11 protein-coding genes and 1 riboswitch are annotated in these 12,867 nt (G+C 51.9%); of the genes, 2 read left to right on the top strand and 9 right to left on the bottom strand.

What is annotated here, in order from left to right; all coding sequences use genetic code 11:
• Nucleotides 1-166 precede the first annotated feature (166 nt).
• Complete coding sequence (tadA, locus tag GPK83_RS15265; RefSeq protein WP_215705174.1) at nucleotides 167-700, bottom strand: tRNA adenosine(34) deaminase TadA; 534 nt, start codon at nucleotides 698-700, stop codon at nucleotides 167-169.
• Between the two features lie 246 nt (nucleotides 701-946).
• Between tadA and GPK83_RS15260 the strand changes: the two genes are divergently transcribed.
• A complete protein-coding gene (locus GPK83_RS15260) occupies nucleotides 947-1,513 on the top strand; it encodes a chromate transporter (RefSeq protein WP_021903971.1) in 567 nt (188 codons plus the stop codon).
• Nucleotides 1,510-2,079 (top strand): chromate transporter, encoded by a 570-nt coding sequence (locus GPK83_RS15255; RefSeq protein ID WP_117512928.1) that lies wholly within the window; start codon nucleotides 1,510-1,512, stop codon nucleotides 2,077-2,079. The genes GPK83_RS15260 and GPK83_RS15255 overlap by 4 nt, the downstream gene beginning before the upstream one ends.
• On the opposite strand, the gene GPK83_RS15250 is transcribed toward GPK83_RS15255, so the two are convergent.
• The 8 genes from GPK83_RS15250 to GPK83_RS15215 form a co-directional block, all read right to left on the bottom strand.
• On the bottom strand, nucleotides 2,066-3,448 hold the full coding sequence (locus tag GPK83_RS15250) for a DUF6128 domain-containing protein (protein ID WP_015554019.1): 1,383 nt from the start codon (nucleotides 3,446-3,448) through the stop codon (nucleotides 2,066-2,068). The genes GPK83_RS15255 and GPK83_RS15250 overlap by 14 nt on opposite strands.
• An 89-nt stretch (nucleotides 3,449-3,537) precedes the next feature.
• A complete protein-coding gene (locus GPK83_RS15245) occupies nucleotides 3,538-4,713 on the bottom strand; it encodes a malic enzyme-like NAD(P)-binding protein (RefSeq protein WP_215705172.1) in 1,176 nt (391 codons plus the stop codon).
• A 231-nt stretch (nucleotides 4,714-4,944) separates the two neighbouring features.
• Complete coding sequence (locus GPK83_RS15240) at nucleotides 4,945-6,555, bottom strand: gamma-glutamyltransferase family protein (protein ID WP_345941833.1); 1,611 nt, start codon at nucleotides 6,553-6,555, stop codon at nucleotides 4,945-4,947.
• Between the two features lie 231 nt (nucleotides 6,556-6,786).
• Complete coding sequence (locus GPK83_RS15235; protein ID WP_215705171.1) at nucleotides 6,787-7,503, bottom strand: ATP-binding cassette domain-containing protein; 717 nt, start codon at nucleotides 7,501-7,503, stop codon at nucleotides 6,787-6,789.
• On the bottom strand, nucleotides 7,496-8,467 hold the full coding sequence (locus tag GPK83_RS15230; protein WP_117512931.1) for an ABC transporter ATP-binding protein: 972 nt from the start codon (nucleotides 8,465-8,467) through the stop codon (nucleotides 7,496-7,498). The genes GPK83_RS15235 and GPK83_RS15230 overlap by 8 nt, the downstream gene beginning before the upstream one ends.
• Nucleotides 8,468-8,621: 154 nt before the next feature.
• On the bottom strand, nucleotides 8,622-9,461 hold the full coding sequence (locus GPK83_RS15225) for an ABC transporter permease (protein ID WP_120041191.1): 840 nt from the start codon (nucleotides 9,459-9,461) through the stop codon (nucleotides 8,622-8,624).
• Entirely contained in the window at nucleotides 9,458-10,411 is a 954-nt protein-coding gene (locus GPK83_RS15220; RefSeq protein ID WP_215705170.1) for an ABC transporter permease, read from the bottom strand. The genes GPK83_RS15225 and GPK83_RS15220 overlap by 4 nt, the downstream gene beginning before the upstream one ends.
• 110 nt (nucleotides 10,412-10,521) lie before the next feature.
• A complete protein-coding gene (locus tag GPK83_RS15215; RefSeq protein ID WP_215705169.1) occupies nucleotides 10,522-12,165 on the bottom strand; it encodes an ABC transporter substrate-binding protein in 1,644 nt (547 codons plus the stop codon).
• A gap of 248 nt (nucleotides 12,166-12,413) precedes the next feature.
• Nucleotides 12,414-12,666: riboswitch (cobalamin riboswitch) on the bottom strand.
• Between the last annotated feature and the right edge of the window lie 201 nt (nucleotides 12,667-12,867).

The following is a 12,867-nucleotide window of genomic DNA, read 5'->3' as shown; positions in this document are numbered from 1 at the left end:
AGGCTACATGGGTCAATTTTGGGATTCATGGTACAGTTACCAGTTCAGATACTGCTCCGTGAATAATTCAGGCTTATTTTATTTTTCTTCCGTAATTTCATTGTTATATGAATTTGCTGTTGTGGGCTGTCATGGTTTTGATAAACGCAAGCACTCCAAATATTATTTAAGAATTAAGACCCTGCTTGTCTTCAGCTTCTTCTTTATTTGCTTCTTTCTGCACCTGTTCCAGCTTCTTCCGCTTTCCTTCTTCCCGCAGCGCTTTAAAGAAATCCTTCAGCATCTGCGAGCATTCATCTCCCAGCAGCCCCACTTCTGTCTCCACCTGGTGGTTGAATCCGTCCTCGTGGAGCATGTCGAGCACGGATCCGGCACAACCGGCTTTTGGGTTCATGCAGCCGATCACCACCTTCGGAATTCTCGCCTGAACGATGGCTCCGGCGCACATCGGACATGGCTCCAAGGTCACGTACATCGTACAGCCCTCTAGTCTCCAATCGCCGAGAATGCGGCAGGCCTTCCGCATCGCGATGATCTCCGCGTGGGCCAGTACGTTTTTATCTACCGTCCGGCGGTTATATCCTCTTGCGATGATCCTTCCGTCATAGACGATCACGCAGCCGATGGGCACTTCCTTAAGCGCAGCCGCTTTTTTTGCCTGACGGACCGCCTCTTTCATATAGTGTTCTTCTATCGTCATTTTTCTCATACGTTTCTCCAAATTTCTTTCAAATGCTTCTGCCTCTTATTTTACCGTATTTTTGAGTTCTGGCAAGAGAAAATCGCTGGGGCGATGTCGGCGATGCCATGATCGGCTAGAATCTTCTTGACGTGGTTCAGGGAAAGGCAGATAATAGAGCTAACGAAATTTATTCGCAAATCTCCGAAAGCCGTGTCGGCCGTTCGATCCGGAAATTATGATATAATGAGCCCAAAAGGAAGGATTATGGAAAATAGAAAGAAAATTCTTATGAAGCTTTTCGTCTCGACCCTGTATCTCAGCGCTTTTACGTTCGGCGGGGGATATGTGATCGTGACCTTGATGAAGAAAAAATTTGTAGATGAATACCACTGGATCGAGGAGAACGAGATGCTGGACCTCGTTGCGATCGCGCAGTCAGCTCCGGGGCCAATCGCCGTCAACGGGGCGATCGTGGTCGGTTATAAACTGGCCGGGATGACCGGCGTGGTCACGGCGATCATCGGCACGATCATCCCTCCGTTTCTCATTATCTCCCTGATCTCGGTCTGCTACAACGTGTTCCGTGACAACTTTATCGTCAGTCAGATGCTTTCCGGCATGCAAGCCGGTGTTGGGGCTGTGATCGCCTCTGTGACATATGAGATGGGGGCGGGGATCGTCCACGGGAAGAATGCCGTCTCCATGTGCATCATGGCTGGCGCTTTTCTTGCTTCCTGCGTTTTTCATGTCAACGTCGTCTTCGTTGTCATCGCCTGCGGGCTGATCGGCGCGCTGCGGACACTTGCGGCGGAAAGGAGAGCAAAAAAATGATCTATCTACAGCTTTTCTTGAGTTTTCTGCAGATCGGCATGTTCAGCTTCGGCGGCGGGTATGCGGCAATGCCGCTGATCCAGGGACAGGTCGTGACTGCCCATCACTGGCTTTCGATGGAGGAATTCACGGATCTGATCACGATCTCCCAGATGACACCGGGCCCCATTGCCATCAATTCCGCAACCTTTGTCGGAACAAAGATTGCGGGAACCGGAGGCGCTCTCTCGGCCACCTTCGGATGCATCCTGCCGTCCTGCATCATCGTGACCTGTATCGCCAGACTATACTTAAAATACAGAAATCTGGCACTTTTACAGGGGATCTTAAACTCCCTGCGTCCCGCGGTCGTCGCTTTGATCGCCTCTGCCGGGATCTCGATCCTCATCACCGCGTTCTGGGGCAGTCAGGCAGCGGTCGCTCTTGCGAACACAAACTGGCTTCTTGTGGCGATCTTCGCTGTCTGCGTTGTCCTGCTTCAGAAGTTTAAAATGAACCCGATCTGGGTGATGGTGCTGGCCGGAGTCATAAAGACCGTCGTTTCCCTGATCGTCAGCGTATTCTAAGGTCTGTATACCAGTACCCAAACCGTCCGTCTCCCACGGGCTGGCGTCTGGAGAGGACGAAATTCGGGAAGCCGAACATCGTTGCCATATATTTTTCACTGCTGTAATAGTGGCCCGGAACCCCTAAGAGGTATCGGGCTTTCTTTTTGTTTCCGCCGAGTTTTACGAGGATCAGGTAGCGGAAATTGTAGTAACCGTGGAGAAGAAAGCTGTTGTTTCCGTGGATCCAGCACTCCCGCGGAAGTTTTCCGATGTCCTGGGGGCGGATCGTTAAGATATCACAGCCGTCCTCATACTCGAATGGCTGGATCTTCGGGTATGATTTTTTTAGTTCTTCCCAGAGTTTTTCCGGATCCGCTGCCAGGTCCTCAGTCTCCTGTAAATAGCGCAGGACTTCCGGATTTTCGAGTTCCGGGGAGACCATGGGGGCTGGGGCGGCATTTGTCCGCGCTGTCTGGCTGTTTTGCGGCCGGGAGGGACATGGTGCAGCCGATGCAGGGGCAGTTATCTGAGTTTGAGTCTCCGCTGATGAAGCAGACTTGGACATTACCGGCTGCCCACCCACAGGATTTTGCGTTGCATTCTTCATCGACCGCATCGGATCCTGACGCGATTCTTCTGGTTGTTCTGTTATTTCTGCCCGATCTGTCTTTTCCTCTGCCTGGTCGATCTCTTCGGTTTCCTCCGACAGGTATACCATCCCATGCTCTTCACTATTCTCTTCCTGCTTCGGCTTCTCATCCTTTTCTGCATCATCCTGCACCGTTGTCTCACCCTGTGCCGATGAAGCTTCTTCCGTCTCCTGCGCTTCATCCCGCAGCTCCGCCGCATGCGCAGTCTTTTCCTCCTGTTCCCGGCGTTCCTCCTCTTTGGCGATCTCGGCCTCGATCTCTTTTACTACTTTTGAGACTGCCTGCGGTGTCATCTCTTTTTCTGCTTCCGGCAACATCTCCGCAGTAAATTTCGGCACAGAAAGAACTGGATTCTCCCCGGTATTTCCCTCTTCTGCTGCCAGCGCGTCCTCCCAGATCGTCTTATAGCACCGCCAGGAATTTTTCACGTCATGGACCGAGAGTCCGAAATATGTATCAAGACCTGTTCCGGTTCCTTCCACGTTCTTCGTGTCCACATTCGCACGGAATTCCCCGTTTCCGCCCCGCACGAACACGTTCCCGAGAAATGTCTCACGACCGCCTGTCCCTAAAAGGTACGCGCCGATGGCGTTTCCACCCATATAGATCCGCTTCACGTTCACATTGATCCTGCACTGCCCGTTCCGCGCCTCCAGCTTCGCGAATCCCACATTTTTTCCTTTTTGTTTTCCTTCGTACTCGTAAATATAAGAAATCAGTCTGCGATAATCTGCCATAATCAAAAACACTCCTTCTGCACTTATGTATATGCGGAAGGAGTATTCTTCATGATTATTCTATGAAATTTAGTATTTGATATTTTTTATTACTTACGGATCGCTCCGGACTTCACAGCCGCCTCAGCCACACGCTTTGCGACATGCTCCGCAACGCCTTCTTCGAGGGCACCTGGGATAATGTACTCTGCGGAGAGTTTATCCGGTGTTACGAGTTCTGCGATGGCCTGGGCTGCAGCTACTTTCATATCATAGTTGATGTCTCTTGCGCCGCAGTCTAACGCGCCGCGGAAGATTCCCGGGAACGCGAGGACGTTGTTGATCTGGTTCGGGAAATCGGAGCGGCCGGTTCCCATAACCTTTACACCTGCTGCCATCGCCTCATCGTACATGATCTCCGGGTTCGGGTTTGCCATTGCGAATACGATCGGATCCTTCGCCATTGTTTTGATCATTTCCGGTTTCAGTGCGCCTGCTACGGACACACCGATAAATACGTCCGCACCGACGAGGGCATCAGCCAGTGTTCCGCGCTTATCCTCAAGGTTTGTGATATCGCAGAGCATCTTCTTGTGCTCTTTAATGCCGACTCCACGGTCTTTGTAGAGGATTCCGTTCTCATCACATGCGATGATGTTCTTTACGCCTGTCGCAAGCAGCATCTTGATGATCGCGGTTCCGGCAGATCCCGGTCCGTTTAATACGACATGGATCTCATCGATCTTCTTTCCGACAACTTTTAACGCATTTAAGAGGGCTGCCGTAACGACAACAGCGGTACCGTGCTGGTCATCGTGGAATACCGGGATATCGAGCTCTTTCTCCAGGCGCGCCTCTACCTCGAAGCACTTCGGGGAAGCAATGTCTTCCAGGTTGATTCCGCCGAAGCACGGAGCGATGTATTTTACTGCTTTGATGATCTCTTCTGTATCAGTCGTATCAAGGCAGATCGGGAACGCGTCAACGCCGCCGAACTCTTTAAAGAGGACTGCCTTTCCTTCCATAACCGGCATAGCGGCTTCCGGTCCGATGTTTCCGAGGCCTAAAACTGCGGTTCCGTCGGAGACAACCGCTACCAGATTGCCCTTTGCGGTGTATTTGTAAACGTCTTTCTTATTATCATGGATCTTTCTGCACGGCTCCGCAACGCCTGGTGTATAGGCTGTGCTTAAGTCATCTCTCGTCTTTACCGGAACCTTGCTGACAACTTCGATCTTTCCATGATGTTCCTCATGGAGCTTTAACGCTGCTTCATTGAAATTCATTGCGCTTCCTCCTGCGAATTCGTTTTCGTTGCTGAACTGTCTTCCCGTTTCATATCCAGAATGGCTTACATTTTGCCATTTCTGACAGCCATATTCTTTCATGCTATTTCAATGTATCTTTTCCTAACAGTTCTTTATCTGCTTAATTTCGAGTTTACCACAATCACTTTAAAAAGGAAACTGCTTTTTACTGTGTTTTCCCACTCGCTCTTTCTTGGCAGAGATGCTGTATTACCACACCGCCACCGCACCGTCCGCCCGCGGCTCCGTCGCCCCACAGAGCACGCCGTTCTCATCCCGCCAGATGATCTGTCCACGGCCAAAGGTCAGGGAACTCTCCAGAACTTCCATCTCATGTCCGCGGCGCTTCAGTTCTTCCACGATCTCCGCCGGAAATGTTTTCTCCACCTGGATCTTCTTTCCGCCGACCCACTGCCATCTGGGCGCATCTAAAGTCTCTTGCGGATTCATCATGAAATCCAGCGTGTTCATGATTACCTGCACATGTCCCTGGGGCTGCATGAAACCACCCATGACGCCGAACGGCCCCACAGCTTTTCCATCCTTCATCAGAAATCCCGGAATGATCGTGTGAAGGGACTTCTTTCCCGGTCCCAGGCAGTTTTCCATGTCCTCGTCCAGGGTAAAATTTGCCCCGCGGTTCTGCAGCGCGATTCCTGTCCCCGGGATCACGATGCCGGAGCCAAATCCCATATAGTTGCTCTGGATGTAGGAGACCATGTTTCCTTCCCCATCCGCCGTGCAGAGATAGATCGTTCCGCCGCGGAACGGATCGCCTGGCTCCGGATCTTGCGCCATTTCCCCGATCAGGGATCTCCGCTCTGCCGCGTATTCATCCGACAGAAGCGTCTCCACCGGCGCGCGCATATACTCCGGATCCGCCACATACCGGTTGCCGTCCGCGAATGCCAGCTTCATCGCCTCCAGCTGCTTGTGCACCGTGTCCACACAGCTTCGGTCCGTGAAGGAATATCCCTTCAGGATATTTAACGCCATCAGCGCGATGATTCCGTCCCCGTTCGGCGGGATCTCGCAGATATCATATCCCCGGTAATTTACATGGATCGGCTTTACCCACTCACACCAGTAGTTCTCCAAGTCCGATTTTCGGAGATAACCGCCGGTCTTTCTCGAATATGCGTCGATCTGATCCCCAAGTTCTCCCTGATAGAACGCCTTTGCGTGAGTTTTCGCGATCTTTTCTAACGTCTTCGCATGAGCTTCCGATTTCCAAATCTCTCCCGGCTGTGGGGCATGTCCGTCCCGGGCGAACGTGTCGAACCAGGGCTTAAAGCACTCGTCCTTGAGTGTCCCGGAAAATTCCTTGTATGCATTGCTCCAAAGCTTTGAGATCACCGGACTCACCGGATATCCCTCTCTCGCGTATGTAACTGCCGGCTCCATCACCTTCTCAAGCGTCAGTCTTCCAAACTTTTCCGAGAGCTCTGCCCAGGCCGAAGGAGCGCCTGGGACCATCACCGGAATCCAGCCACGCTTCGGCATCGCGGTGTATCCCTGCTTTTTTACCTTCTCTGCCGTGATCGCCATGGGCGCTCTTCCACTGGCATTGAGGCCGTGAAGCTCCCCTTTCGTCCAGACCAGGGCAAAGGCATCGCTTCCGATCCCGTTGGAGGTCGGCTCCAGCACGGTCATACAGGCCGCTGTGGCGATCGCCGCGTCAATGGCATTTCCTCCCTGTTTTATGATATCAAGCCCCGCCTGTGCCGCCAGCGGCTGGCTCGTGCAGACCATACCTTTTCGTCCGTAGATCACACTTCTTCGCGATGGATAATCGTTTTTAAGCGTGTCAAATTTCAGCATAGTTTTCTCCTCCAGGTCTATTATTTTCTGCAAACAGGTCATCGCCTGTTCCAACTGCGTGGATTATAGATCTATATGTCGAAATCGTACCACTTTAACGTATTAAATGTCAATCTGTAAAAAGATAATGTGCCCCAACATATTTTCATGTCACAGGCAGACTTTTCACGATCTTCTGCTTTGTCTCGTCATACAAAAACGGTGCAGGAACTTTTTCCCGCACCGCAGCTTCTACTCTAATATAAAATTTTCCACCAGCTTCTTCGTAAATTCCGCCTTCGGATGCCCGATCACATCCTCCGTCCGTCCAGTCTCCACGAATTTTCCTTCTTCCATGACCGCGATCTCATCGCAGAACCAACGGACCACATCGAGATCGTGGGAGATAAACAGGTAGCTGAGACCCAGTTTTTCCTGAAGTTCTTTTAGGAGTGTCATGACCTGTGCCTGTACGGAGACGTCGAGCATACTCGTTGGCTCGTCTAAGATCAGGATCTTTGGATCCAAAGAGAGCGCCCTGGCGATCATGATGCGCTGTGCCTCGCCTCCGCTGATCTGGTGCGGATAGCGGTCCAGAAGTTCTTCCCCGAGGTCTACCCGGTCCAAAAGTTCTTTTACGCGTTTCTTTCTTCCGGCTTTATCATACATTTTATGGATGATCATCGGCTCTTCCAAACTGTAACCGATCTTTTTGGCCGGATCTAAGGATGTTTCCGGGTGCTGGAAGATGATCTGGATCGTCCCGTCGATCTCGATGGTGCCGGAATCCGGCTTGATCAGGGAGAGCAGCATGTTGGCGATCGTGGACTTTCCACAGCCGGAATTCCCGACAATTCCGAATGTCTCCCCGTTGCAAATCGTAAAGGACACATCTTTTACCGCATCCACACGGGTCTTCCTGATGATTCCGCCCGTAAATGTCTTGCAGATATGGCTGACCTTAAGCATACAGGACACACCTCACTTTCCGTCCATCCGGAAGCTCCGCCTCCGGGACCGGCCCGTTTTTGCAGGCGTCCGCCGCATACGGACATCGCGGATAAAAACTGCAGCCGGAGTTTCCTTCGTTCTTTCTCACCGCGCGCCCGATGGGGTTCATCCCTTTCGCCGGAAGCGACGCGACCAGTCCTTTCGTGTACGGGTGAGCCGGATGTTCCAGGATCGTCCTCGTGTCCCCGACCTCCATAATACTTCCTTTATAGAGCACCATCAGCCGGTCGCAGAGCACGCCCGCCAGGGCGATATCGTGGGTGATCACGATCATTCCTTCGGTGTCCGTCTCGGAGATCTCCTTCAGTACCTGGTAGACCTGCCGTCTTAAGATGGCGTCCAGACCTTTTGTCGGCTCATCGGCGATGGCCCACTTCGGCCGGTTCATGAGTCCCATGGCGGAAATCACACGCTGGTTCATGCCGCCGCTGAGCTGAAAGGAGTAGGCGCGGCTGATCCGGTCCGGGTCAGCGAATCCAAACCGGCGCAGGAACTCATCCCGCCGGGAATTTGCGAGTTCTTTATCCTTGTTTCCATGGACAGTCATGCACTCCGTGAGCTGTTTTCCGATTCTTCGGATCGGGTTTAACGACTCCGTGGGATTCTGTGGGATCAGGGCGATCTCTTTTCCGCGGATCTCCTGCATCTCCTTTTCCGGCAGCCGGTACAGATCCATGCCCTTATACATGCAGGTTCCTTCCACCTTCGCCTGACCGGAGAGAAGTCCTAAAATGGACATGCCGAGAAGTGATTTTCCGCTGCCGCTCTCCCCGATGAGTCCGGTGACACTGCCCGCCGGGAAGTACGCGTTGACGCCCTCCATGGCATGTACCGTCTCGCCGCCGTCCTGGAAGGAGACGGAGAGATTCCGGATCTCAATGTCGCTTTTTTCTCCTGTTTTCCATTCTTTTCTATCTTCCATTTAATCTTCCCCATTTTCTGTGCTCTGTATCTGCTATCAGCCCCTGTACTTTGCACGCTCACGCTGCTCATAAATTTTCGTGATCCAAGCTTCCTTCAACAACGTTAAGCGTTAAATTTCTCAGGCGGGCTTACAGCGGATCATTTCCCTGACACTACATGTTCTTCATGACATCTTTCCTCACATCCAGCCGGTCACGCAGCTCATCCGCGAGAAGGTTGATGCTCAGGGAAAGCAGTAAAATGCAGAGCCCCGGCGCGACGACGAGCAGCGGTTCCTGGCGGAAATACTGCCTCGCGTCGTTGATCATAACGCCCCAGTCCGGTGTCGGCGGCTGGAGTCCCAGACCCAGATAGCTCATGGATGCCACGGAGATCACGTTTCCGGCAATTCTTGTGGCAAAGAGCACACATAAGGTTCCAAGGATATTGGGCGAAATGTGGAGAAACAGGATCCTGAGATCACTGGCTCCGATGGTCTTAAGTCCCTTGATAAAGCTCTCCTGCTTTAATTTCATGACCTCGCCACGGGCGATCCTGGAAAAACCTACCCAGGAGTTGATCACGATGGCGATCAGCATGCTCTTTACGCCCTGTCCTAGGAGACCTGCCACAGCGATCATAAGTGTCAGGCCCGGAAGTCCCTGGAAGATGCTGGAGATCGTCGTGATGACTCCGTCGATCCAGCCGCCGAAATATCCCGCGAAGAGTCCAAGAGCAAAGCCGAGCAGCATGGAGAGCACCGTCGCAGCCAGTGCGAGAAGAATGGACTGTCTTCCGCCGTAGAGAACACGGCTCAGGGTATCCCTGCCGATATTATCGGTGCCTAAAAGGTGCGCAGCCGACGGTTTCTGAAGCGCCTCTGACAGGTTCGATACCAACGGATCATAAGGCGCGAGAACCGGTGCCAGGACGCTGGTGAGAAGAATGATAAATAAGAGCACAAGACCGGTCTTCGCCTTCACGGTCAGACGGGGGGCTTTTAATTTTCTCATGATTCCACCGCCTCTCCCGCACGGATCTTTGGATCCAGCGCGATGTAGATCAGATCGATCAGGATATTTGTCAGCACATAGATGCATCCGGAGAACAGAACGTAGGCCTGCACCACATAGTAGTCTTTCGACTGCACGCCCGCGATAGCGTAGCTTCCGATTCCGGGGATCGCGAAGATCGTCTCCACGATGGACGCGCTGCCAATAATGCCCGCCATATGATTTCCCAGGTAGGTGATGATCGGGATCAGGGCGTTTCCGAAGGCGTGGCGGATCACCGCGCGGCGGCGGCTCATGCCTTTCGCGTCAGCCACGGTCATATACTGGCGTCCGATCTCATCAAGGATCGCGCTCCGTGTCAGTCTCGCGCAGACTCCGATACTCGGGAGTGCCAGCGTGATTGCCGGGAGAATAAATCCGGAGCCGTCAGAGATTCCGCTGCTGGGCAGGATCTTCCACTGTTCGGCAAAGATAAAGATCAGGACAATGGCGATCCAGAAGCCGGGGACGGACAGGGCCACTGTGGAAAATGTCCCCAGAACATGGTCCAGCAGCCGGTCTTTTTTCACCGCCATCAGGACACCAGATCCCACGCCGAAGACGATCGTTAAGATCATGCTGAAACCGGCCAGCTTTAACGAGATCGGGATCCGCTTCGCGAGCTGGTCCATGACACTTTTATTCGTGAAAAATGAGCGGCCCAGGTCGCCGTGCACCAGACCGTCGACCCAGTTGAAATACTGGACTACCGCCGGCTGGTCCAGGCCCATTTTTGCCGCCATGGCATCATACTCCGCCTGCGTGTAGGATTCATTTCCATTTGGATTCAGCACCTGGTCCACCGGATCCCCCGGCGACATGATCCCAAGCGCAAAGGCAATGATACTGATCCCGACGAGTACCGGCAAGAGCATCAGCATTTTTTTCAGAATGTACTTTAAAAGTGCCATATGTGTTCCTTTCAAAAACAGCAGAACTGCCTTTTTCAGACAGTCCTGCCAAATTCATGTCTTATCTGCCTGACCGGCGGATATCTGACCCGCCGGATCGCTCTCAGATATTATTTCACCCAGGAAATAGTCGGAAGGCCGACACCGAAGGTCTTTCCTGCGTAGTGTGTGATCGCTTTGTTATGGATGTTAACGTTGATCTGGTAGCAGATCGGAACGCATGCGCTGTCATCGAAAAGTTCCTGCTGGATCTCATCGTAGATCTTACTGCGCTCTTCCACGTCAGCGATCGTCGGAGCTTTTGCAACGAGCTCATCGATCTTCTCATTATAATAGTTGTAATTTAATGTCTTGTTGCTGTTTCCTTCGCTTGCGAAGTACTGCTTAAATGTGGAAGTCGGATCTGCATTGTTGATTCCGAATACGGTGAGTGTCATGTCGTAGGTGCCTTCCTGCTGTCTCTCTTTATAGAGGGAGGAATCTACGATCTCGATGTTGATGTTGACGCCGAGTTCAGCGTAAACCTGCTTTAAATACTCTGCAACCGCCTTGCAGTTGTAGTCAGATGCAGTGCTGGAACGGATGATCATGGTCATGTCCACAGTTTTGTCGCCGAGAACCTCTTTTGCGAGGGCTTTTGCCTGCTCCATGTCATAAGTTCCCTGAATATCCAGATGGAATGTAGACTGGGTGCTCAAGAAAGAGTATGCCGGCTGTAAAAGTCCGCCATAGATCACGCTGCAGATGCTGTTGCGGTCTGTTGCGAGGTTGAAAGCCTCTCTCATCCGCTTGTCCGCAAGGTACTCATTTTTATCGTTGAACATGATATACTCGGTCATATGGCTCGGAGTGCTGTCCATCTCGAAGCTAGAGTCTGTGTCGCAGAGGTTCTTCGCAGCGTCCATGGTGATCGCGCCGTTATCCGCAAGTCCCATAACTTCACCGGATTTTAATGCAGATACACGTGTCTCTGCATCCGGGATGCAGCGGATCTTGAAGGTCTTTACCTTGCCGTTCTCGCCGTAGTAATTGTCGTTTCTCTCAAGTGTCACATACTCGGACTCTACATGGTCAACGATCTTGTACGGGCCTGTACCGATCGCGTAGTCGGAGATCACGCCCGTCTCCTCGTCGAAGCAGTTCGGGCTGTACATCGGGCTGCCATAGTCGGAAAGGACATACTCAAGCGTTGTGATCGGCTGTGTGAAGGTGAATTTTACGGTGAAATCATCGACTTTTTCCATCTTATCGAGGTTCGGGAGAGATTTCTCGATACTGAGTGTCGTATATGTGGAGGTAATTCCATGACCCCAACGCTCGATATTCTTTAAGCATACATCAGCATCAAACTGGACACCGTCTGTAAAATACGCGTCATCCCGCAGGTTGAATGTCCACTCAGTACAGTCATCGTTATGCTCCCAGGATTTTGCGAGCCACGGATCGATCACGCCGCCGTTGTTCGCTGTGAGAGCTTCCCATACATAAGCGCCTTCCCAACAGTAGTAAGCGTCTCCGCTTCCCTGTACAGCGTCACGCGGAGTCGCGATGACGACTTCGTCTGTCTCGTTTTTCTCTGTGTCTTCCGCTGCCTCGGCTGCTGTTGTTTCCTCCGCTGCGCTTGTCGCTGCCGCTGCAGTTGTCTCTGTCTTTTCTGTCTCTGCCGCGCTGTTGTTCACGCTGTTTCCGCATCCGGAGATTACGGATGCCGCCATTGCTGCCGCTAAGAACAGGCTTACATGTTTCTTTTTCATGTTCTCCTCCATGTAGTATAAATATTGAGCTGTTTTGCCTCTCGGCCTATCCTTATCTGTAACCGACCCGGTAATTGTACAGGGCTGATGGATAGCTGTATTTTATTTATAACTTCGGAGTTGGTGTGGAGATGTTCCATCTGAGAATTTTTCAAATACCGAAATGCTTATGCATCAGAAAAAGATGTCCGCTGGAATCAGCCGACATATAAACGGTACGATCAATGCCTCGTGATCTGGAAATTTTCTTCCTGTACCAACAGTCCGGCAGGTTTCCTGACTCACAGATCATCACACAAGACCGCCTTCCCAAAGCTTTCGCGACAGTTTATCCAACTGTCCTTCTTCCTCAGTGACCGCGCATTCGCGCATGGTCTTGTATTCCCTGCTCACAGTGACGAGATCGTACAGGTCTTCCACCTGTTTCCCTTTTACCTGCTGTCCGCCTGTTCTCATGAACTTTTTCACAGCGGCAGCAGCACCGGATGCCTCTTCGATTGTTATGGGATATATTTTAACATCTTGGTAATTATAATGCAAGGGAGCAATTTAAAATAAAGAATGACGCTGGTCGCTTTCGGTTACTGTTTGCGTAAAGCATGAACAGTAACCGCTTTCGGAAAAAATCGAGTAGGAGGCGGTGGCTAACCGCCGTCCTCTCACAGCACCGTACGTACCGTTCGGTATACGGCGCTTTCAATA

This window comes from Clostridium sp. MCC328 (assembly GCF_018785465.1).
Taxonomy (GTDB): domain Bacteria; phylum Bacillota; class Clostridia; order Lachnospirales; family Lachnospiraceae; genus Pilosibacter; species Pilosibacter fragilis.
Note: the sequence above shows the minus strand (reverse complement) of the source record. Positions and strands in the feature narration are given on the sequence as shown.

Coding starts and splice junctions, on each gene's coding strand:
- tadA (WP_215705174.1), bottom strand. CDS start 700: ATGACGATAGAAGAACACTATATGAAAGAGGCGGTCCGTCAGGCAAAA.
- GPK83_RS15260 (WP_021903971.1), top strand. CDS start 947: ATGGAAAATAGAAAGAAAATTCTTATGAAGCTTTTCGTCTCGACCCTG.
- GPK83_RS15255 (WP_117512928.1), top strand. CDS start 1,510: ATGATCTATCTACAGCTTTTCTTGAGTTTTCTGCAGATCGGCATGTTC.
- GPK83_RS15250 (WP_015554019.1), bottom strand. CDS start 3,448: ATGGCAGATTATCGCAGACTGATTTCTTATATTTACGAGTACGAAGGA.
- GPK83_RS15245 (WP_215705172.1), bottom strand. CDS start 4,713: ATGAATTTCAATGAAGCAGCGTTAAAGCTCCATGAGGAACATCATGGA.
- GPK83_RS15240 (WP_345941833.1), bottom strand. CDS start 6,555: ATGCTGAAATTTGACACGCTTAAAAACGATTATCCATCGCGAAGAAGT.
- GPK83_RS15235 (WP_215705171.1), bottom strand. CDS start 7,503: ATGCTTAAGGTCAGCCATATCTGCAAGACATTTACGGGCGGAATCATC.
- GPK83_RS15230 (WP_117512931.1), bottom strand. CDS start 8,467: ATGGAAGATAGAAAAGAATGGAAAACAGGAGAAAAAAGCGACATTGAG.
- GPK83_RS15225 (WP_120041191.1), bottom strand. CDS start 9,461: ATGAGAAAATTAAAAGCCCCCCGTCTGACCGTGAAGGCGAAGACCGGT.
- GPK83_RS15220 (WP_215705170.1), bottom strand. CDS start 10,411: ATGGCACTTTTAAAGTACATTCTGAAAAAAATGCTGATGCTCTTGCCG.
- GPK83_RS15215 (WP_215705169.1), bottom strand. CDS start 12,165: ATGAAAAAGAAACATGTAAGCCTGTTCTTAGCGGCAGCAATGGCGGCA.